Genomic DNA, 20,575 nt, shown 5'->3' on the forward strand with positions numbered 1-20,575 from the left:
GGACCAGGAGGGCACCATGCACGGCACCCCGCACATCGTGAGCGATGTGATGACCCACGCTGTCGTCGCCGTCAGCCGCGAGGCGACGTTCAAGGAAATCGTGCAGACCATGGAGCGGTGGAAGGTCAGCGCGCTTCCAGTCCTGGAAGGCGAGGGCCGGGTGATCGGCGTCGTGTCCGAGGCCGACCTACTGCCCAAGGAGGAGTTCCGGGAGCGCGACGCGGACCGCTACACCCAGCTGAGGCGGCTGCCCGATCTCGCCAAGGCCGGAGCAGTGACGGCCGAGGAGCTGATGTCCGCCCCTGCCGTCACCACCCACCCGGGCGCGACCCTCCCACAGGCTGCACGGGTCATGGCGCAGCGCAAGGTCAAGCGACTGCCTGTCGTCAACGACATAGGTGTGCTCGAGGGCATCGTCAGCCGCGCAGACCTGTTGAAGGTCTTCCTGCGGGACGACAAGGACATCGCCGAAGAGGTCCGCAAGGACGTGGTGGCCCTCCTGTTCCCCACGCAGCCGGAACCGGTCCGAGTAAAGGTGGAGGAAGGTGTGGTGACCCTCACGGGACGCATCCGCGACACCGCCCTCGTGCCCGTCGCAGCCCGCCTGGTGCAGGCCGTCGAGGGCGTGGTGGATGTCGAGTTCGACCTGACGAGTCCGCACCGGCACCCCGACGCGGCCGAGGGCGCACAGGCCTCGTCATGAAGTACCTCGACGAGTACCGCGATCCGGCTCTCGCCCGGCAGCTGCTGGACGAACTGCACCGGACCGCGACCGCGCCCTGGCAGATCATGGAGGTGTGCGGCGGGCAGACCCACACCCTCGTCCGCCAGGGCATCGACGAACTGCTGCCCGCCGGCATCCGGATGGTGCACGGGCCCGGCTGCCCCGTGTGCGTCACCCCGCTGGAGACACTGGACCGGGCCATGGCCGTCGCCGCCCGCCCCGGAGTGATCCTCACCAGCTTCGGGGACATGCTGCGCGTCCCCGGCAGCAGCACCGACCTCCTCTCGCTGCGCGCCAGGGGCGCGGACGTCCGGGTCGTCTACACACCCATGGACGCCGTACGCCTGGCCGCCGAACTCCCCGACCGCGAGGTCGTCTTCCTCGCCGTCGGCTTCGAAACCACCGCACCCGCCAACGCCATGGCCGTGCTGCATGCCTCCCGCCTGGGCCTTGCCAACTTCAGCATGCTGGTGAGCCATGTCCTTGTACCTCCGGCCATGACGGCCCTGCTGGAGTCGCCGGACTGCGAGGTTCAGGCCTTCCTCGCCGCCGGACACGTGTGCGCGGTCATGGGCTGGACGGAGTACGAACCCATAGCCGACCGCTACCGGGTCCCGATCGTGGTCACCGGCTTCGAGCCTCTCGATCTGCTGGAGGGCATCCTCATGGCCGTCCAACAGCTGGAGCGCGGGAGGCACACAGTGGAGAACCAATACGTGCGGGCCGTACGCCGCTCCGGCAACACCGAGGCCCAGAACGTCCTGCGCCGGGTCTTCCAGGTCACCGACCGGTCCTGGCGCGGCATCGGCACCTTGCCCGCCAGCGGTCTCGAACTCACGGAGGAATTCGCAGAATTCGACGCGGCACGGCGCTACGACGTCGGCGGGCTGCGCCCCGAGGAGCACCCCGAGTGCATCGCGGGCGCCATCCTCACCGGCGCCAAGCTGCCCACCGACTGCACGGCGTACGGCGTGCGCTGCACACCCCGTCATCCGCTCGGCGCGCCCATGGTCTCCGCCGAGGGAACCTGCGCCGCCTTCCACGCGGCGGGCCGAACGAGGCTGGCAAGGAGTCCGGCATGACCTCCGAGACGAACCCCGACATGAACCGCCTCAACTGCCCTGTCCCGTACGCGGAGAGCGAGCGCGTACTCCTCGGTCACGGCGCCGGCGGACGGCTGACTGCCGAACTGCTGGAGGACCTGGTCCTGCCCGCCCTCGATGGACCGCAGGAGCAGCCGGAGCCGCTGGAAGACGCCGCACTGCTCCCTGATCACCCCGAACTCGTGGTGAGTACGGACAGTTTCGTAGTGAGCCCGCTGTTCTTCCCCGGCGGTGACATCGGTTCACTCGCTGTGCACGGCACGGTCAACGACCTGGCGATGCGCGGCGCCTGGCCCATCGCACTGTCGGTCGCGCTGATCGTCGAAGAGGGCCTTGAACTCTCCGAACTCCGCTCCGTACTCACCTCCTTGGGCAAGGCGGCCCGCGAAGCCGGGGTCCCGGTCATCACCGGGGACACCAAGGTCGTCGGCCGGGGCGCCGCGGACAAGATCTTCATCAACACCACGGGGGTCGGCCGCGTCCTCTCGGCCCTGCGCCCCTCCGCCGCCCTCGCCCAACCCGGTGACGCGATCCTGCTCTCCGGCCCCATCGGGCTGCACGGCACCACGGTGCTCAGCACCCGTGAGGGGCTCGGCTTCGAAGCCGACATCGCCTCCGACTCGCAACCCCTTCACCGGCTCGTACGCGCCATGGCTCGCCTCGGCAGCGAGGTCCACACATTGCGCGACCCGACCCGGGGAGGACTGGCCGCGGCGCTCAACGAGATCGCCCGGGATGCACGGATCGCCGTCGAGATCGAGGAGAGCGCCCTCCCCGTGCCGACGCCCGTGGCAGCCGCCTGCGATCTGCTCGGCCTGGACCCCCTGGTGGTGGCGAACGAGGGCTGCCTGGTCGCCTTCGTCGCACCAGCGGCCGCCGACGAGGCGCTGGCACTCATGCGGACCCAGCCGGAGGGCTCGGGAGCAGTACGCATCGGGCAGGTACCGCGCGAGGGGCAGGCCGGCCGAGTGGTCATCCGGACCCTGGTCGGCGCCCGCCGAGTGGTGGACATGCCGCTGGGCGAACTGCTCCCGCGGATCTGCTGAGACCAGCCACCCGCGGCGCGGGTCCGAACTTCGTCAAGGGCGCCCCTTGCAGCGCTGGACAGGACGCCGCCAGGACTACGCCGGGACGCACGGCGCGATCGCCGGCCTGGTCTCTGACCGCGCCGCCGAACGAGCCGTCCGCCACCGGCCAAGCACCGAACTCGTGCCCGCCCCTCGTCGCAGCCGCTCAGCGCCGCACCCGCGGCATCCCCAGTCCGATCCAGGAGATGATCTCGCGCTGGATCTCGTTGTTGCCGCCGCCGAAGGTGAAGATCACGGCGGAGCGGTAGCCGCGTTCCAGTTCGCCGTGCAGGACGGCTCCCGCCGAGCCCTCCTTGAGCGGGCCTGCCATACCGACGACCTCCATCAGCCAGGCGTACGCGTCGCGGCGCGCCTCCGATCCGTAGACCTTGACGGCGGAGGCGTCGTGCGGAGTCAGGGTGCCCTCCTGGACGGCGCCCACCATCTGCCAGTTGAGCAGTTTCATCGCGTCGAGCTTGGTGTGGGTCTGGGCCAGGCGCCCCCGTACCCAGCCGAGGTCGATGACGCGCCGTCCGTCGGCGAGTTTGGTGTCGGCGGCCCAGCGCTGGACGTTGTGGAGGGCGCGGATGGCCATGGTGCCGTGGGCGGCGAGGGTGACGCGCTCGTGGTTGAGCTGGTTGGTGATCAGCCGCCAGCCCTTGTTCTCCTGGCCGACCCGGCGGGATGCGGGCACCCGGATGTTCTCGTAGTAGCTGGCGGTGGTGTCGTGCGAGGCGAGGGTGTTGATGATGGTGCAGGAGTAACCGGGATCGGACGTCGGCACCAGCAGCATGGTGATGCCCTTGTGGGGCGGGGCTTCGGGGTCGGTGCGCACGGCGAGCCAGACCCAGTCGGCGGTGTCGCCGTTGGTGGTCCAGATCTTCTGTCCGTTGACGGTGTACGTGCCGGTGTCCTCGTCGCCCTCCCGTACGGCGCGGGTCTTGAGGGCGGCGAGGTCGGTGCCCGCGTCGGGTTCGCTGTAACCGATCGCGAAGTCGATCTCGCCGGAGAGGATCTTCGGCAGGAAGTGGGCCTTCTGCTCCTCGGTACCGAACTGCATGATCGTCGGGCCGACGGTGTTGAGAGCCATGAGCGGCAGCGGGACGCCTGCCTGGGCGGCCTCGTCGAAGAAGATGAACTGCTCCATGGGGCTGAGACCACGGCCGCCGTACTCCTTCGGCCAGCCGACGCCGAGCCATCCGTCCCCGCCGAGACGACGAATGGTCTCGCGGTAGAAGCGCTTCTGTTCGCCGGGGTCGCCGTAGCGGGCGTAGACGTTGTCCGGCACGAGTTCGGCGAAGTACGTGCGCAGCTCGGCGCGCAACTGCTGCTGCTCAGGCGTGTATTCGAGGTGCACGGCCCCTCCAGGAGTCTCGCGATCCGTCGCATGCGCGGCGCACACAGTAGAACGTGTTGCAAGAATCCGGAAGGGCCGTCGACCGATTCGGGATCGGGCTAGCGCGGCGCTCGGATCGCCTCGTACAGGGCGTCCACCAGTGCCATCTTCCGTGGATCGTCGGCGATGTTGGGGCCCATGCGGTTCATGACGTAACCGAGGCTGATGCCCGCCTCCGGGTCGGCCAGACCGCAGGAGCCGCCGAAGCCGTCGTGCCCGAAGGCACGGGGATTGGGTCCGTACGAACCGTTCTCGCCGCTCAGCCAGAGGCCGAGCCCGACCTCCGTCTCGTGCTCGAACCCGGCGGCGAGCACCAGGTCCCGGCAGCTGCCCTGGCTCTCGCGGACGCGTTCGGCCGCCTCGGGCGACAGCAGGCGCCGGCCGGCGAACTCACCGCGGCCCGCGAAGATCCCGTAGAGCGCGGCGACGGCGCGGGCGGTGCCGTGGCCGTTGGCGGCGGGGATCTGGGCCGCGCGCCAGGCAGGTGTGTTGGCGTCCGCCGCCCCGACGATGGGGTTGACCAGGGCCGCCAGGGCGGCGGGCTGCAACTGGGCGAAGACTGCGGCCTGTTCGCTGCCGGACGCGGCGGGCGGATGCACCAGCTCGGCGACGCGCCCCGCCTCCTTCTCCGGCAGACCGATGGTGAAGTCGATACCGAGCGGCCCTGTGACCTCCTGGTGCAGAAACTCTCCCGGGAGCTGTCCGGTGATGCGCCGGATCACCTCGCCGACCAGGAACCCGTACGTCATCGCGTGGTACCCCGACCGGGTGCCCGGCTCCCACCAGGGCTCGGTGGCCGCGAGGCGGGCACAGGTCAGCTCCCAGTCGTAGAGCTCGCCGAGGCTGTGCGGCTCACGGAGCCCGGACAGGCCCGCGCGGTGCGAGAGCAGATGGCGTACGGGGAGGGTCTCCTTGCCCACCGCGGCGAATTCCGGCCAATAGGTGGCGACGGGGGCGTCCAGGTCGAGCAGTCCACGGTCGGCGAGCAGATGCGCACACAGGGCGGTGGGGCCCTTGGTCGTCGACCACACATTTACCAGCGTCTCGCGCTCCCAGGGGCGGGTGCGCGCCTCGTCGGCCCACCCGCCCCACAGGTCCACGACGGACTCCCCGTCGAGGATCACGGTCACGGCAGCGCCCAGTTCGCCGCGCTCGCCGAAGTTCTCCTCGAAGGCGGCACGCACCGCCCGGAAACGATCGTCGCAGTGGCCTTCGATGTGGGGTGCACGTTCTGGCATGGGGGCCTCCGTCGCCTCTGACCGGTGGATTCCGGCCTGCCGGTGTCGAGCTCATGGAGAACGTACCGACTGGTCGGACTGCCGTGAAGAGTCCGAACAAGCCGCGCCCGGCGGCCCGCGCCCGGTCGCCATGAACCCCTGCCCACCGATCGTCGGGCAGGGGTGAGCGAGGATGGGACGAGAAGATCCGTCCCCGGAAGGAACACTCATGGCCCTCGACGAGTCCGAGCCGGTACTGCTGCGCACCGAGGGCCGCGCCGGGTACATCACGCTCAACCGCCCGCGGGCTCTCAACGCCCTGACCCACCCCATGGTCCGCACCGTCGACGCGGCACTCGCCGCCTGGGAGCAGGACCCCGCCGTCGAGGTCGTGGTCATCGCGGGAGCCGGTGAGCGCGGACTCTGCGCGGGCGGCGACATCCGCGCGATCCACGCGGACGCGCTCGCGGGCGGCAGCGCCTCGGTGGCCTTCTGGCGCGACGAGTACCGCCTCAATGCCCGCATCGCCCGCTACTCCAAGCCCTACGTCGCCGTGATGGACGGCATCGTCATGGGCGGCGGAGTGGGCGTGTCCGCGCACGGCGACGTGCGCATCGTCACGGAACGATCTGCCGTCGCCATGCCGGAGACGGGCATCGGCTTCGTACCGGACGTCGGCGGTACGCATCTGCTCGCGCAGGCGCCCGGCGAGCTCGGCACGCATCTGGCACTCACCGGCTCGGCGGTCGGCGCGGCCGACGCGCTGCTGTGCGGGCTCGCCGACCACTTCGTGCCCTCGCGGCGGCTGGCCGAGCTCACCGCTTCTCTCGCCGTGCTGGATGTCTCCGAGACGGTCCGGCGATACGCGGCCGCAGCGCCCGAAGGCGAACTGGCCCCGCACCGCGAGTGGATCGACCACTCCTACGCGGCCGACACCGTGGAAGAGATCCTCGCGCGGCTGCTCGACTGCGGCGATCCGGCGGCCAAGGAGGCCGCGGAGACGATCCTCACCCGGTCCCCCACCTCCTTGAAGGTGACCCTCGCGGCGATGCGCAGGGCCCGGGCGCTGGGTGAGCTGGAGCCGGTCCTGGACCAGGAGTTCCGCGTCTCGTCCGCAGCCTTCTCCTCGCCCGATCTGATCGAAGGGGTCCGGGCCCAGGTCATCGACAAGGACCGCAGGCCGCGCTGGTCGCCCGCGGAGCTCTCGGAGGTGACGGAGGCGGACGTGGCCCGGTTCTTCGCACCCCTCGGTGAGCGCGAACTCGGACTCGGACTCGCCGGCTGAACGTCAGCCGCCGAGGAACGCGTGGAGGGAAGCTTTCGTCCGGGCGACGAAGGTCTCGCGCACGCTGTCCTCGACCAGGTCCAGCGAGAGATACGGATTGAGATCCTCCAGCTCGACGAGCAGCAGCTCGCCGTCCGGTGCCCGGCAGGCGTCGACGCGCTGGATGCCGTGGTCCAAGGTGTTCCAGTCGATGAACCGCTGCGCGAACTCCAGGTCGCCCGGGCCCGGTTCGTAGCGCTCCAGCTCCCAGCGGCGCTCCGGGCGCGGGGCGTACAGCGCGTACTGGAAGTCGCGGTCGACGAAGTAGAACGACACCTCGTAGCGGAACGGGATCCTGGGCTGCACCAGGACCTCGCCGTACACGAGCCCGTCCAGGCCGTCCCTGTCGACGAACTCCATGCCGATCGAGTCCGCGCCGAGCTTGGGTTTGACGACGTACTGCGCCGCGTGCGGCAGCCGTCCGACGTCCTCACCGCGGTCCACGGTCGGGATGACCGGAAATCCGGCGGCGCTCAGCTCCACCAGATACTGCTTGCCCGCCATGTCGGCGCGGCCCGTCGGCGGGTTGTAGAGGCGGACGCCGGACCGTCGGACGAGGTCCAGGAACGCGTCGTACTCGCGCTGGTAGTGGAGCACCGGACCGCTGTTGCGTACGACGACGGCGTCGAAGGGGTCCATGAGGCGCGCCGCGTCCAGCGGATGGCACAGGGCGATGTCGAAGTCCTCACGCAGGCGGCCGGAGAGCCGGATGTCCTCGTCGCAGTACCGGCGTCCCTTGGCCTCGTAGCCGAGATCGGTGACGTAGAGGAGGCGGTTGCGTGCGGCGGTCATGGTGCTCCCGTGCTTGGCGTGACTGGTCATGCCGGATCGTCCGGCTTTCGTATCAGACGGGCGAGCGCGGTTGTGCGCGGGGCTGGGGGGCGGCCTGGTGCGGTTCCGCTGCGCGGGGCTGTTCCCCTACCCGCCCCTTCCCGAACTGGGGCAAGCCCCAGACCCCGTATGCGACCTTCGGCCGCATGTCCTCAAACGCCGGACGGGCTGAAATGTGCGGCCGAGCCGCACATCCAGCCTCGCCGGCGTTTGAGGCGGGGGGTCCGGGGCGGAGCCCCGGTTACGGGAAGGGGCGGGTAGGGGACAAGGCCCGCCCGCAGGCGCCGCCTACGCCACCGCCCCCGCCCCCTCCCCCTCCCCCGCCACGCGGATCTCCGTGCGGCTCGTCACGCCCGCAACCGTCACCGCCAGCGTCACCGTCCCCGGCCGCAGCGCCGTCACGCGGCCCGTCCTCGGGTCGAAGGACGCCACATGCCGGTGGCGGGCATCCTCCGGCGCGCCGATGAACAGGTTCGGCGAGCCCGTCCAGTCCGCGCTCAGCGGGAACGCGACCGGGATCCGGCGCGCGCCCTGCGTGACCGTCGCCGCCGCGGCCCCGCTGCGGCCCGGCGGCAGAGCCGCGGGCGCGTCGAGCGTCAGGCCGTCGACATGGGCGCGGGTCTGGACGGAGACCCAGTCGGGCTGTCCCTCCCACGGCCGGAGCCGACCGGCCTGCTGCTCCGACCGGGACACCGTGTTGACGCCGACCAGCGACCAGCCCGTGAAACCGCCTTCGTTCACCGGCCCCGCCGGCGCCTTGCCCGAATTGCCGTTGATCAGATACGGCACGCCGTCCACGTGGTCCGCGTGGAAGACGCCGACATGGCTGCCGATGAGCCCCGCCCCCTTCCCCGTCGTACGGCGGAACTCCGCGAGCCACTGCTCGATCAGCGCCGCCTCCTTGCGGTCGCTCAGCTGGCTGCCCTTCTGGACGGTCGGGTCACGCGGCGGTACGTGCTCGACGAGCATCACCGAGCTGACGCCCGGGTCCTTCGCCGCCGCGTCCAGCTGCGCCCGCACCTCCTTGATCTGGGCGAAGCCGCCGCCCCGCAGGCTCAGGCTCGATGTGTCGAGGGTGAGAAAGCGCGTACCACGATGGTCGAACACACGGTGCGCGGGCCCGAATTCGGCGATGAAGTTGTCGATCTTTCCGCCCATCACCTCGTGGTTGCCCGGCACGTAGTACCAGGGCAGCTCGTCGCCCAGCTCCTCTGTCAGCACCCGCCGGGCGAAGGCGAGGTCCGCCGGCGAGCCCTCGTCGACCAGGTCGCCGTTGACGACGAGGAACTCGGGCCGGGCGGCCTTGATCTCGCGCAGGGTGCGCCGTGCCTGGGCGACGATCGCGCTGTCGGGGTCGCGGGCGACGAACTGCGCGTCGGACATGACCGCGAACTGCCAGTCCCTGGCCTCGGTTTCGGCTGCCGGGTCGATCAGCGGATCGGGCGTACGCGGCTGCGCGGGCAGGTCGACCGTCGGCGGCACCTGCGCGCTCAGTCCGTCGATGACGATCTTCCCGGTGTACTGCTTCGCGGCCGCGGTCTCGGCCAGATAGAAGCGGAAGACGGACAGCGGCGTCGCGGCCCCGGGCGGCACCGCGAAGGTCACTCGCCGCCAGCCTGTCCAGGTGACGTACGGCCCGCGCAGCAGCTGGTCGGACCCGGCCGCGTCCTTGAGGTGCAGGGTGGGCCAGGCGCCCTTCCCGTCGCCCTTGATCCAGAGCGTGAAGGACTGCGGCTGACCGGGTACGGGGATCGGCCTGGGCGGGTTGGCGTACGCTGCGCGGGTCGCCGTCGACTGCGTGAAGTCGTAGGTGAGCTCCAGGCCGGTGCCGCTCTGGCCGTCGGGCGTCGCCGCGACCGAACCGCTCGCGCGCGCCTGGCTGAAGGTCCAGGCCGCGGCGTCGTCGAAGCCGGAAACGGCCTGTTCGGCGAGGCCGACGCTGACTGCCAGAACGGTGGTGACGCCGTCGACGGTCACCGTGATCCGTCCGGCGCCGCTGCCCGTGAGGGACCTGACGGTGAAGGAGCCCCGTCCGTCGTCGCGGATGTCGAAGAGGGTGTGGTCGTAGGCGAGTTCGGCGTCGGCCGGTTCGACGGGTGCGCTGTTGCCCTGCGCGTCGAGGCCCAGGATGCCGAACGTGCCGGTGGCGTTCGCCTCCGCGAGGCCGACGCGCCGGGTGGTCGGTTCGATCCGGGCGAGGTCGTCGAGGACCGTCAGCCGGGTGCTGCCGTGGGCGCCCGCACGTTCCGCGCGTACCTCGGTGGTGCCGCTGCGCCGGGCCCGGAACACGCCGTGGTCGTCGACCCGGCCCACCGAGGGCCTGACGGTACGCCAGTGCGGGGTCCCGGCGGCCGGTCCGTACGTCTCGTCGTAACCGGCGGCGGTGAGCCGGCGGGTCAGTCCGGGGAAGACCCGCTCGGGGTGGCCGCCCTTGACCGGGTCGGCGGTGGCAGCGCTCCCGGCGGGCGTACGGGTCTCGACCCAGAAGCCGCGCAGGCGTCCGCTGCCGTCCGGCGCGGTGAGCGCGAGCCCGTTGGGGACGGTGCGTTCGCTGCCGTCGGAGGGGCTGTTCTCCACCTGGAGCGCGTCGCTGCCGGGTTCGCGGGCGACGAGTGTCGACGATCCGCCGCCGTCGAGGTTCAGGGCGCTGTGGGCACCGGCCTGCTTCATCATCAGGCCGAGCTCGGTGAGGGTGACGCCGCCGCTGTCGGCCTGCCGGCCGTCGACGGTGATGACCTGCATCGCGCGGCCGTCCTTGGAGAAGCCGACGGCGGTGCGGGGAGCGGCGGTGTTGTTGCCCTCGACGTCGTGGTTCTGGGGTGTGCCGTCGACGACGAGGAGTTCACGGCCGCCGACCGCGGTGCGCGGTACGGGTCCGTTGTCGGTGCGCGGCCGGTACTCCAGGGCGACGGGGTCGCCCGGCCGCAGCGCGGCGAGCACCCCGGCGCCTGCCTCGCGGCCGACCAGGACGGTGGTGTCCGGCGCGATCGGCCCGCTGCCCGGCCTGCTCGCGACCTCGGCCACCTTGCCGTCGCGAACGAGGACTTCGGCGACGGGAGTCGCGGCGTCGACGGTCAGCGCCCGGTCGGCCGTCCCCCAGGCCGCGGTGTACGCGCCGATGCCGCCCGCCGGGACATTGGCGGCGTTGTACGCGGTCAGCGGGTGCGTGCCCGAGGGCAGCGTCAGGGTGCCGTCGAAGTACAGCTGGAGAACGCGTCCCGCGTTCCCGGGGCCGATCCCGACGGCCCGGTTGGCACCCGCGGCAGGTGACTGGGTGACCTTGCCGTCCTTGATGCCGGGACCCTGTGGAGCGCCGGTCTGGTTGATGTCGAAGAAGTCGGCGTTGATGGCCGCGACCGTGCGACGGCCCGGTCCCGGGTCGTGCTGGGCGGCGAGTTCGGAGACGGCACGGCGGTCGGCGACCGTGCCCGAGGAGAGATAGTCCGCCTGTACGCCGCTGCCGCCGAGGTCGACGGAAAGAGCGTCGACCCGCAGCCACTTGTCCGATTCCAGCCGGTCGTACGAGGTGAGGCTGATGCCCGGAGCGATCGGCCGGGCGCTGCGCGCCGTCTCGATTCCGTCGCCGTCGGCGACAGCCCGGGGACTGGTGGCCGCGTTGCTCGCGGGCGGCGGCGCCACCGGGCGCAACACTTCGTACGCGTCGCGGGGGCGTGGGTCGGGGGTGGAATCGGCGACTGCGGGGGACATCGCCCCCGCCACCAGGGCGGACACCGTCGCGACCAGCACGACGGAGCGTCTTGCTCTGCCAAGGCCCACAACTACTCCTGGAATACGGCGAGTTGCGCTCACAGCAAGCGCTGTCACCGCACAGCATCGCGGGGCCGGGACAACCGCAACAGGGGGCCGTGAGAACCAAGGGAGAACAGAGGCTGACGGCACGTCGACGCATCGGGGGACCGGCGGTCACGCTCACCGGGGTGCGCAGGATCCGGCCGCCCGCAACTCTTCCCGTACAGGCCACATTCGTGAAAGAAATCCGCAACAATTCAGCATGCGAGACGATTTCCGGCGCTCATTGACGTGACCGGAAGTCGCTGCCATTCTCTCGGGTGTGAGTCAAGCTGACATTCTCGTATCGCGCCTGCACGTCGATCTTCGACGGCACGCCAGCGCACTCTGTGCCGCCGGCCGCTGAAACACGCTCAGCTGATCTCTCTCCGCCTCCGGCCCTTGCTCCGGGCCCTTACGACGGGCTGAGCACAATCGCTCCCGTCACGCGGTAATTCCTCGGCAGGCCTTCCGCTGAATTCCCCTGCCGCAATTGCACCTGTCTCCTTCCTGAATGAACTGCGCCCTTCGGCATGGCGATTCAGGCAACTTCGCGTACCCCGAAACGGAATGACTGATGACCTCCAGACGCACCTTCCTTGTGCTCTCCGGCCTCTCGGCGCTGGCGGCCGCGGGCTGCGGCACGGCGAGCGGCAGCGGCATCCGCAACACCACGACGCTCCGCTACCAGGGTTCGGCCGGCGCGGTCACCCCACCCGAACTGGCCGCTGCCCTCGGCTTCCTGGACGGTCTGAAGCTCGACTGGGTGGGCAACACCATCAGCGGCCCGCAGGACATCCAGTCCGCCGCGTCGGGCCAGACCGACTTCGGCGGCGCGTTCAACGGCGCGGTGGTCAAGCTCGCCGCCCGCAAGGCCCCCATCAAGGCCGTCGTCAGCTACTACGGCTCCGACAAGTACGCCTACAGCGGCTTCTACGTCACCGAGAAGAGCGCCATCCGCTCGCCCCGCGACCTCATCGGCAAGAAGGTCGGGATGAACACCCTCGGCGCCCACCACGAGGCGATGCTCGACATCTACCTCAAGAAGAGCGGGCTCAGCCGGGCCGAGGCCGAGCAGGTCGAACGGATCGTCATCCCGCCCGTCAACACCGAACAGTCACTGCGGCAGCGGCAGATCGACGTGGCGGTCCTCGGCGGCATCCTGCGCGACAAGGCTCTCGCGACCGGGGGCGTACGCAAACTCTTCAGCGACTTCGATCTGCGCGGGCCTTTCAGCGCCGGGACGTTGGTCCTGACCGAGCGCTTCATCAAGCAGAACCCGGAGACGGTACGGACCTTCGTCACCGGAGTGGGCAGGGCCCTGGACTGGTCCCGTACGACACCCCGCGCCGAGGTCGTGGCCCGGATGACCGAGATCGTCGCCAAGCGCAAGCGCAACGAAAGTCCCGACGCGCTCGCGTTCTGGCGGTCGTACGGCGTCTCCGCGCCCGGCGGCCGGATCGCGGAGCAGGAGCTCTCGGTCTGGGCCGACTGGCTCACCGAGCGCGGGGACATCACGTCCGGCCAGGTCAGCGTCCCCGATCTGTTCACCAACGAGTTCAACACCAACCGGGCCAAGGAGGGGAGTTGACCCCATGACCGCGAAAATCAGCTTCCAGGGCGTCGGCAAGACCTTTCCCGTACGCGGGAACCAGGGCCAGGTCACCGCGCTCGACGGCATCGATCTCGACGTCGCCGCCGGTGAGTTCGTGGTCATCGTGGGCCCGAGCGGCTGCGGCAAGTCGACGCTGCTCGATCTTCTCGGCGGTCTCTCGGCGCCCACCTCCGGCCGGATCCTGCTGGACGGAGAGCCCGTCACAGGCCCGGGCCTGGACCGGGGCATCGTCTTCCAGCAGTACGCCCTGCTCCCCTGGCGCACCGCCCTGGGGAATGTGGAGTTCGGCCTCGAAGCGACCCGGGTGCCGCGCCGGGTCAGGGCCGGGCGGGCCAGGGAGTATCTGGCGCTCGTCGGTCTCACCGGCTTCGAGGACCGCCATCCGCACGAGCTCTCCGGCGGTATGCGCCAGCGGGTCGCCATCGCACGCAGCCTCGCGTACGACCCCGATGTGCTGCTCATGGACGAGCCGTTCGCCGCGCTCGACGCGCAGACCCGCGAGTCCCTCCAGGACGAGCTGCTGCGTATCTGGCAGCGCACCGGCAAGACGATCGTGTTCATCACGCACGGCATCGACGAGGCGGTCCACCTCGGGCAGCGGGTCGCCGTGCTGACCTCGCGGCCCGGCCGGATCAAGGAGGTCGTGCCGATCGACCTGGGCGACCGCGGCGCCGATGCCGATGCCGATCCGCGCTCCAGCCCCGAGTTCGCGCACCACCGCCACCAGATCTGGAGCCTGCTGCGCGACGAGGTCGGCCGGGCCCAGCAAGAGGAGAGGGAGGCCGCAACGCCATGAGCATCACCACCGAGAAGGCGCTCGCGCCGGCCGTCGATTCCGGCGGCGCCGCACACGACACCGATCCGGCGCTCGCGGTCCCGCGCCGGACGCTGCCGACTCCCCTACGGCGTACGGGCCACGTACTGCTGGCCGTGTTCACGCGGACCGTGGCGATCGGGTTGCTCCTTGCGGTGTGGGAGACCGCGCCCCGGCTTGCCCTGGTGGACCGCACCTTCCTGCCGCCGTTCTCCGAAGTGGCCGTCGCCTGGTGGCAGTTGCTGCTCGACGGGCAGCTCGCCGAGCACGCACAGGCCAGCCTCGGCCGCTCGCTCACCGGATTCGGGCTCGCGGTCGCGCTGGCCGTACCGCTGGGCCTGCTGATCGGCTGGTACCGGCCGCTCGCGGACCTTCTCGGGCCGCTGCTGGAAGTCTTCCGCAACACCGCGGCTCTGGCGCTGCTTCCCGTCTTCGTCCTGCTGCTCGGCATCGGCGAGACCTCGAAGATCTCCATCGTGCTGTACGCGTGCACCTGGCCGATCCTGCTGAACACCATCAGTGCCGTACGCAGCGTGGACCCGACCCTGCTGAGGCTGGCCAGGTCGATGGATCTGCCCGCGCCGAGGATCTTCCAGAAGGTGATCCTTCCCGCCTCGGTGCCGACGGTCTTCACCGGCATCCGGCTGGCGGGCGCGGTCGCGATCCTCGTCCTCGTCGCCGCCGAAATGGTAGGTGCCAAGGCCGGGCTCGGCTATCTCGTCAATGCCTCGCAATTCAACTTCGCGATCCCCGACATGTACGCCGGGATCATCACCATCTCCGCCATCGGCGTCGGCTTCAACCAGCTGCTCGTGGCCCTGGAGCGCCGCTTCACGTCCTGGCGCACCCCGACCGGAAACTGAGGGAACAGCCCATGTCCGCCGACACTCCACGCCGGTTCCACCTCAATGCCTTCCTGATGAACGCCGGTCATCACGACGCGGCCTGGCGACATCCGCGCACCCAGCCGGAGCGCATCACCGACATCTCGTACTTCCAGGAGCTGGCCCGCACCGCCGAACGCGGCAGGCTCGACTCGCTGTTCCTCGCGGACGGTGTCGCCCTGTGGGGCAATGCCCGCTACAACGCGGTCGGCGGGTTCGAGCCGCTCACTCTGCTGTCCGCGCTGGCCGTGGCCACCGAGCACATCGGCCTGATCGCCACTGTCTCCACCACGTTCAACGAGCCCTTCCATGTGGCGCGCAAGTTCGCCTCGCTCGACCACATCAGCGGGGGACGCGCCGGCTGGAACATCGTCACCTCCGGGAATGTCGCAGAGGCCAGGAACTTCGGCCGCGAGGAACACCTGGAGCACGCCCTGCGCTACGAGCGGGCCGCCGAGTTCCTCGATGTGACCAAGCAGCTGTGGGACAGCTGGCGCGACGACGCGCCGGTCGTCGACCGCGAACGTGGCGTCTACTCCGAGGAGGGTGCGGTAGCCGCGATCGACCACCGCGGCACGCACTTCCGGGTGGACGGGCCGCTCAACGTACAGCGCTCGCCGCAAGGGCATCCGCTGCTGGTGCAGGCCGGTTCGTCGGAGGACGGCAAGGAGTTCGCCGCCCGGTACGCGGAGGCGGTGTTCACCGCCCAGCAGACCCTGGCGGACGGCCAGACCTTCTACAAGGACCTCAAGTCACGGCTGGCGAAGTACGGCCGTCGACCGGACCAGTTGAAGATCCTGCCCGGCATCTGCCCCGTCATCGGCGCCACCGAGGCCGAGGCGCGGGCGCTGGAGGACGAGCTCACGGGCCTGCAGGTGCCGGAGTACGGACTGGAGCAGCTGTCCGGGATGCTCGGCACGGATCTGAGCGGACTGCCGCTCGACGGCCCGCTGCCCGAGCTCCCCGAAGAGCGGGACATCAACGGCAACAAATCACGCTTCACGCTGGTCGCGGACCTCGCCCGGCGCGAGCAGCTCACCATCCGGCAGCTGATCGCACGGCTCGGCGGCGGACGCGGACACCGCGTCTTCGCCGGTACGCCCGAGCAGATCGCGAACCAGCTGGAGGAGTGGTTCACCCAGGGCGCGGCCGACGGCTTCAACATCATGCCCCCGTATCTGCCGGGCGGACTCGACGACTTCGTCGACCAGGTGGTTCCGCTGCTCCAGGACCGTGGCCTGTTCCGCACCGAGTACAGCGGTCGCACGCTGCGCGAGCACTACGGCCTGGAGCGGCCGCCCGGCCGGGCCCACTGATCCCCTACCGCCCCCGCATTTTCCCGTAAACAGAGAGGACGTTCCCGCATGACCAGCACCGGTTTCGACATCCGCCGGATCGGCGGCCGCATCGGCGCCGAGATCCTCGGCGTCGACATCTCCACGGAACTCGAGCCCGCCGTCGTGAGCGAGATCAACGCGGCGCTCCTGGAGCACAAGGCACTCTTCTTCCGCGGCCAGGAGCTCGACGACGCGGCGCAGCTCCGGTTCGCCTCGCTCTTCGGTGAACTCACCACGGCGCACCCGACCGTGCCGTCCGCCGAGGGGCAGCCGCACATCCTGGCGGTCGACGGCGACGAAGGAATCCGTGCCAACCAGTGGCACACCGACGTCACTTTCCTGCGTACCCCGCCCAAGGCGTCCACACTGCGCAGCCTCGTCGTCCCGCCCTACGGCGGCAACACCCTGATCGCCAACTCGGCTGCCGCCTACCGGGATCTGCCGGATGCGCTGCGCGAACTGGCAGACCGGCTGTGGGCGGTGCACACCAACGCCTACGACTACGCCGAGCCGAAGAGCGAGAAAGCCGCCGAGCACCGCAGGCAGTTCGTCTCCAGGAGGTACCGCACCGAGCACCCGGTGGTGCGTGTCCACCCCGAGTCGGGCGAGCGCGGGCTGTTCATCGGCGGCTTCGCGCAGTCTCTGGTGGGCCTGTCCCCGTCCGAGTCCCGCGACATCCTGAGGATCCTGCAGTCGTACGTGACCCGCCCGGAGAACGTCGTCCGCTGGTCCTGGGCGCCCGGCGACCTCGTCCTGTTCGACAACCGCATCACCCAGCACTACGCGCCCGACGACTACGGCGATCTGCCCCGCCTGCTGCACCGGGTGACGGTCGCGGGCGATGTCCCGGTCGGCGTCGACGGCAGCCTCAGCCGGGTGGTCGAGGGCGACGAGGCCGCGCACTACACACCCGCGGCGGCCTGACGACAACGCAGGAAGGGCGGGCCGAGGGCCCGCCCTTCCCGTGTGCGCCGCTGCGGCGGCGCTCCGCGGTTCGTTCCCCCGCGGCAAACGCGCCAAGGTCAGTGCTGCGCGCTGCGCCGCTTGCGAGCGGCCCACATGATGCCGCCACCCGCGACTATGACCACGGCGGCAGCGCCGGCGATCAGCGGGGTGGAGCTGGAGGAGCCCGTCTCGGCCAGGTCACCCGAGGGGCTCGGCTTGGTCGAAGCCGGGGGCACCTCGGCGGAGCTGGTGGCGGTGCTCGGGGTGTCGCTCGGAGTCTCGCTCGGCGCGGGAGTGGACGGGCTGGGCGTCTCCGACGGGGTCGGCGACGGGCTCGGCGTGTCGTCGCACACGGGCGCCGTCTTGCTCTCGTCGCGCGAGAACTTGTCGTCGTCGCCCGCCTTCACGACGAGACGGACGGTGAGCTCCTTGTCGTGCTTGGGGAGCTCGAGCTTCTTGTGGAAGTTGCCCTTGAACGTCTCGGCGGGCAGCAGGTCCTTGCCGTCCACCGTGACGGTCACGGTGTTGTCTTCCTTGGGGCTGTAAGCGGTGAGGTCGACGCTGACCTCGGTGCAGGTCACCTCCCACACAGGGGTGTGCGCCTGGGCGGTGCCGGCGGCCAGGCCGACGCCGAGTGCACTGACCGTCGCGATCGTTGCGAAGGCTCCTGCCCGCCGCCACGATCTGTTGTTTGTTGTCACTCATTCCTCCACGGTTGCCGCGCCACCCATTTGGCGGTGCGCGCACAGTACCGCCAAGCTCCCAGAGGTTTACACCCACCCCACCCCCTTCTTTGGCTGACTCGCGTCACCCAATCCGCCGCCCCCTCGGCGCAGTTGATGCACTTGCCCGAAACGGTACGAGGGCACAAGGTGACCGAAATGGAGCGCAACCATGGGTCATTCGTCGGTCCGTCGGCCGAGGGCGCGAGCCCAGAAGGGCAGGACGAACCAGCAGACGACGAACCAGCCGACCATCCCGGCGACCAGCCACAGCGCGACCTCGTCGTCGACGACGATCCGCAGGATGAGCAGCAGCGCGGACGCCATCGTGCACAGCAGCAGAACCAGGCCGACGACCGTGAGGCGGGAGGCCCAGACGACCGTCTCCGGCTTGAGCCGCTGGCCGGTCAGAAGGCGATGGAAGGAGACGGGCCCGATGAGAACACCGGTCGTCGCCGCCCCCAGCAGCATGGTGACCAGATAGATGTGGCGATCGGTGTCGGAAAGCCCGGCGAACCGGGGCTGGAAAGCCACCGCGAGCAGAAATCCGAACAGGATTTGAACCCCGGTCTGAGCGACCCGCAATTCCTGCAGCAGATCGGTCCATCTCCGGTCGGCCCTCTCCTCCGGCGTCTCGTCCCGGCCGCGCTCCGGGCCGTCTTCCGCTTTCTCAGTCATGTCGCACGTCCTCGATGTGTACGCCGAAGAACAGGGGGCACCCGCTAATTGGAGGTACAGACTATGGTTCCCATCCTGCTCGTTCTGCTACTCGCGCTGATTCTCTTCGGTGCCGGTTTTGCTGTGAAGGCACTCTGGTGGATTGCCATCATCGTCCTGGTCGTATGGCTGCTGGGATTCCTGATGCGGTCGACATCGGTGGGTGGCACTCGGTCTCGCTGGTACCGGTGGTAGCGAGAAGTGAAGAAGTACGGCGGCCTCCGGGCCGCCGTACTTCTCTTTTCTCAGCGCACCACCACTTCTTCCACGAGCAGCCGTGCGGCGACCGCGATCGACGCCGCGTCGATACCGGCGACGCGCAACTGCTCCTGAGGCGTGGCCGACGCGGGAATGTTCCGGACTCCGAGCCGCACCAGCCGGGGCGCCGGTCGCCCGTCGGAGAAGACCTCCGCGACCGCGTCGCCCAGACCACCCTGCGGACGATGGTCCTCCACCGTCACCAGGCACCGTGTCTCGTCGGCCGCCTTCTGCAGTGTCCGCGCATCGGCCGGCTTGACGGAGTAGAGGTCGACGACCCGCACGGCGATACCTTCACTCTCCAGCAACTCGGCCGCCGCCAGCGCCTCATGGACCGTCACTCCCGCGGCGACCACGGTCAACCGGTCCCGCTCGCTCGACCGCAGCACCCTGGAGCCGCCGACCGGGAACTCCTCGTCGGGTCCGTAGAGGACCGGCGTTTCGCCCCTGCTGGTGCGCAGATAGCTGACACCGGACAGATCGGCCATGGCCTCGACCAGGCGGGCCGTCTGATTGCCGTCGCACGGACAGAGCACGGTGCTGCCCGGAACCGCACGGAACATCGCCAGATCCTCCAGCCCCATCTGGGACGGTCCGTCCTGGCCGATGGCGACTCCCGCGTGCGAGCCGACGAGCCTGATGCTCGCCCGGCTGACTGCTGCCATGCGTATGAAGTCGTGGGCACGCGTCAGGAACGCCGCGAAGGTGGCGGCATAGGGGACATAGCCCCGCGCCTGCATCCCCACGGCCGCCGCGACGAGTTGCTGCTCGGCGATATAGCACTCGAAGTAGCGGCTGGGGTGCGCCTTGGCGAAGTATTCGGTACGGGTCGAGTCGCCGACCTCGCCGTCGAGCGCGACGACGTCGGCGCGCTCCGAGCCGAGTGCGGCCAAGGCCTTCCCGTACGCGGTGCGGGTCGCGACCGATTCGCCGACGGCGAAGCGCGGCGGCTCGGCGTGCCCGCCGCGGGTGCCGTGCAGCACGCGTGCCGCGGGCGGCGGCTGGACATCGACGTGGATGGCGCGCGGTCCGCCGAGTTCCTCGACGGCTTCCCCGGCGTGGGGCAGCGGTTTGCCGTGCATGCCCTCCCGGTCCTCGACGGTGGAGACGCCGCGCCCCTTGTGGGTGCGGGCGATGACCGCGGTGGGCCGGCGGAAGGTGGTGCGGGCCTCGGCCAGTGCCTCATCGACCGCGCCGACGTCATGGCCGTCGATCTCTATGGTGTGCCAGCCGAAGGCCTGCAGCCTGCGGGCGTACGCATCGAGGTCCCACTCGTGGCGCGTCGGACCGCGCTGGCCGAGCCGGTTCACATCGATGATCAGCGTCAGATTGTCGAGGTGTTCGTACGCCGCATGCTCGACAGCTTCCCAGACGGACCCCTCGGCCATCTCGCTGTCGCCCGACAACACCCACACCCGGTAGGGGATCTGGTCGAGCTTCTTGCCCGCGAGCGCCATGCCGACACCGACCGGCAGGCCCTGCCCGAGCGACCCGGTGGCCACGTCCACCCACGGCAGACGGGGGGTGGGATGTCCTTCGAGACGGCTGCCCAGGCGGCGGAAGGTGAACAGTTCCTCCTCGTCGATGACACCCGCCGCCCGGTAGAGCGCGTACAGCAGCGGAGAGGCATGTCCCTTCGAGAAGATCAGCCGGTCGTTGCCGGGATGGCCGGGCCGGTCGAAGTCGTAGCGCAGATGGTTGGCCAGCAGCACGGCGGCCAGGTCCGCCGCCGACATGGAGGACGTGGGGTGCCCGGAGCCCGCCGCGTCGGCGGCACGGACGGAGTCCACACGCAACTGCTGCCCCAGTTCTGCCAGTTGTTCGTTTCGCAT

18 protein-coding genes are annotated in these 20,575 nt (G+C 70.1%); 11 read left to right on the forward strand and 7 right to left on the reverse strand.

Annotated elements, in window-relative coordinates:
* Positions 1-16: 16 nt before the first annotated feature.
* Genes OG741_RS05095 through hypE form a run of 3 tightly spaced genes read left to right on the forward strand, consistent with a single transcriptional unit; the run spans position 17 to position 2,873 of the window.
* Positions 17-703, forward strand: a complete 687-nt coding sequence (locus OG741_RS05095; protein ID WP_405595558.1) for a CBS domain-containing protein — start codon at positions 17-19, stop codon at positions 701-703.
* Positions 700-1,806, forward strand: a complete 1,107-nt coding sequence (gene hypD / locus OG741_RS05100) for a hydrogenase formation protein HypD (protein WP_405595560.1) — start codon at positions 700-702, stop codon at positions 1,804-1,806. Before OG741_RS05095 ends, hypD begins: the two co-directional genes overlap by 4 nt.
* Positions 1,803-2,873: a hydrogenase expression/formation protein HypE gene (hypE, locus tag OG741_RS05105; RefSeq protein WP_405595562.1), complete on the forward strand. Its 1,071-nt coding sequence runs from the start codon at positions 1,803-1,805 to the stop codon at positions 2,871-2,873. The genes hypD and hypE overlap by 4 nt, the downstream gene beginning before the upstream one ends.
* Before the next feature lie 187 nt (positions 2,874-3,060).
* Here the strand turns inward: hypE and OG741_RS05110 are convergent, their stop codons facing one another.
* Complete coding sequence (locus OG741_RS05110) at positions 3,061-4,251, reverse strand: acyl-CoA dehydrogenase family protein (protein WP_405595565.1); 1,191 nt, start codon at positions 4,249-4,251, stop codon at positions 3,061-3,063.
* Positions 4,252-4,349: 98 nt separating this feature from the next.
* On the reverse strand, positions 4,350-5,528 hold the full coding sequence (locus tag OG741_RS05115) for a serine hydrolase domain-containing protein (RefSeq protein WP_405595567.1): 1,179 nt from the start codon (positions 5,526-5,528) through the stop codon (positions 4,350-4,352).
* A gap of 208 nt (positions 5,529-5,736) precedes the next feature.
* Between OG741_RS05115 and OG741_RS05120 the strand changes: the two genes are divergently transcribed.
* A complete protein-coding gene (locus OG741_RS05120; RefSeq protein ID WP_405595569.1) occupies positions 5,737-6,792 on the forward strand; it encodes an enoyl-CoA hydratase/isomerase family protein in 1,056 nt (351 codons plus the stop codon).
* Between the two features lie 3 nt (positions 6,793-6,795).
* Here the strand turns inward: OG741_RS05120 and OG741_RS05125 are convergent, their stop codons facing one another.
* Complete coding sequence (locus OG741_RS05125) at positions 6,796-7,653, reverse strand: hypothetical protein (RefSeq protein WP_405595572.1); 858 nt, start codon at positions 7,651-7,653, stop codon at positions 6,796-6,798.
* Between the two features lie 297 nt (positions 7,654-7,950).
* Positions 7,951-11,370, reverse strand: coding sequence for a phosphodiester glycosidase family protein (locus OG741_RS05130; protein WP_405605405.1), 3,420 nt, complete (start codon positions 11,368-11,370; stop codon positions 7,951-7,953).
* Positions 11,371-11,734: 364 nt separating this feature from the next.
* Between OG741_RS05130 and OG741_RS05135 the strand changes: the two genes are divergently transcribed.
* The 6 genes from OG741_RS05135 (at position 11,735) to OG741_RS05160 (ending at position 17,025) form a co-directional block, all read left to right on the forward strand.
* Complete coding sequence (locus tag OG741_RS05135) at positions 11,735-11,818, forward strand: putative leader peptide (RefSeq protein ID WP_351446407.1); 84 nt, start codon at positions 11,735-11,737, stop codon at positions 11,816-11,818.
* A gap of 210 nt (positions 11,819-12,028) precedes the next feature.
* The gene (locus OG741_RS05140) at positions 12,029-13,042 is read left to right on the forward strand and encodes an ABC transporter substrate-binding protein (protein WP_405595574.1); all 1,014 of its coding nucleotides are present in this window, start codon (positions 12,029-12,031) and stop codon (positions 13,040-13,042) included.
* A 4-nt stretch (positions 13,043-13,046) separates the two neighbouring features.
* Positions 13,047-13,862, forward strand: coding sequence for an ABC transporter ATP-binding protein (locus OG741_RS05145; RefSeq protein ID WP_405595576.1), 816 nt, complete (start codon positions 13,047-13,049; stop codon positions 13,860-13,862).
* Positions 13,859-14,743 carry an ABC transporter permease gene (locus OG741_RS05150; RefSeq protein WP_405595579.1) on the forward strand — a complete coding sequence of 295 codons (885 nt, stop codon included), beginning with the start codon at positions 13,859-13,861 and terminating at the stop codon, positions 14,741-14,743. The genes OG741_RS05145 and OG741_RS05150 overlap by 4 nt, the downstream gene beginning before the upstream one ends.
* An 11-nt stretch (positions 14,744-14,754) precedes the next feature.
* Entirely contained in the window at positions 14,755-16,080 is a 1,326-nt protein-coding gene (locus tag OG741_RS05155) for an LLM class flavin-dependent oxidoreductase (protein WP_405595581.1), read from the forward strand.
* Positions 16,081-16,128: 48 nt separating this feature from the next.
* Positions 16,129-17,025, forward strand: coding sequence for a TauD/TfdA dioxygenase family protein (locus tag OG741_RS05160; protein WP_405595584.1), 897 nt, complete (start codon positions 16,129-16,131; stop codon positions 17,023-17,025).
* Positions 17,026-17,123: 98 nt separating this feature from the next.
* On the opposite strand, the gene OG741_RS05165 is transcribed toward OG741_RS05160, so the two are convergent.
* Positions 17,124-17,747, reverse strand: coding sequence for an LAETG motif-containing sortase-dependent surface protein (locus tag OG741_RS05165; protein WP_405595586.1), 624 nt, complete (start codon positions 17,745-17,747; stop codon positions 17,124-17,126).
* 198 nt (positions 17,748-17,945) lie between these two features.
* The gene (locus OG741_RS05170) at positions 17,946-18,446 is read right to left on the reverse strand and encodes a DUF6328 family protein (RefSeq protein WP_405595587.1); all 501 of its coding nucleotides are present in this window, start codon (positions 18,444-18,446) and stop codon (positions 17,946-17,948) included.
* Positions 18,447-18,509: 63 nt separating this feature from the next.
* Here OG741_RS05170 and OG741_RS05175 point away from each other — a divergent pair, with 63 nt between their 5' ends.
* Positions 18,510-18,680, forward strand: a complete 171-nt coding sequence (locus OG741_RS05175; protein WP_266484641.1) for a hydrophobic protein — start codon at positions 18,510-18,512, stop codon at positions 18,678-18,680.
* 50 nt (positions 18,681-18,730) lie between these two features.
* On the opposite strand, the gene OG741_RS05180 is transcribed toward OG741_RS05175, so the two are convergent.
* A complete protein-coding gene (locus tag OG741_RS05180) occupies positions 18,731-20,575 on the reverse strand; it encodes a transketolase (protein ID WP_405595589.1) in 1,845 nt (614 codons plus the stop codon).

It is taken from the genome of Streptomyces sp. NBC_01410 (assembly GCF_045040195.1).
Lineage (GTDB): Bacteria > Actinomycetota > Actinomycetes > Streptomycetales > Streptomycetaceae > Streptomyces.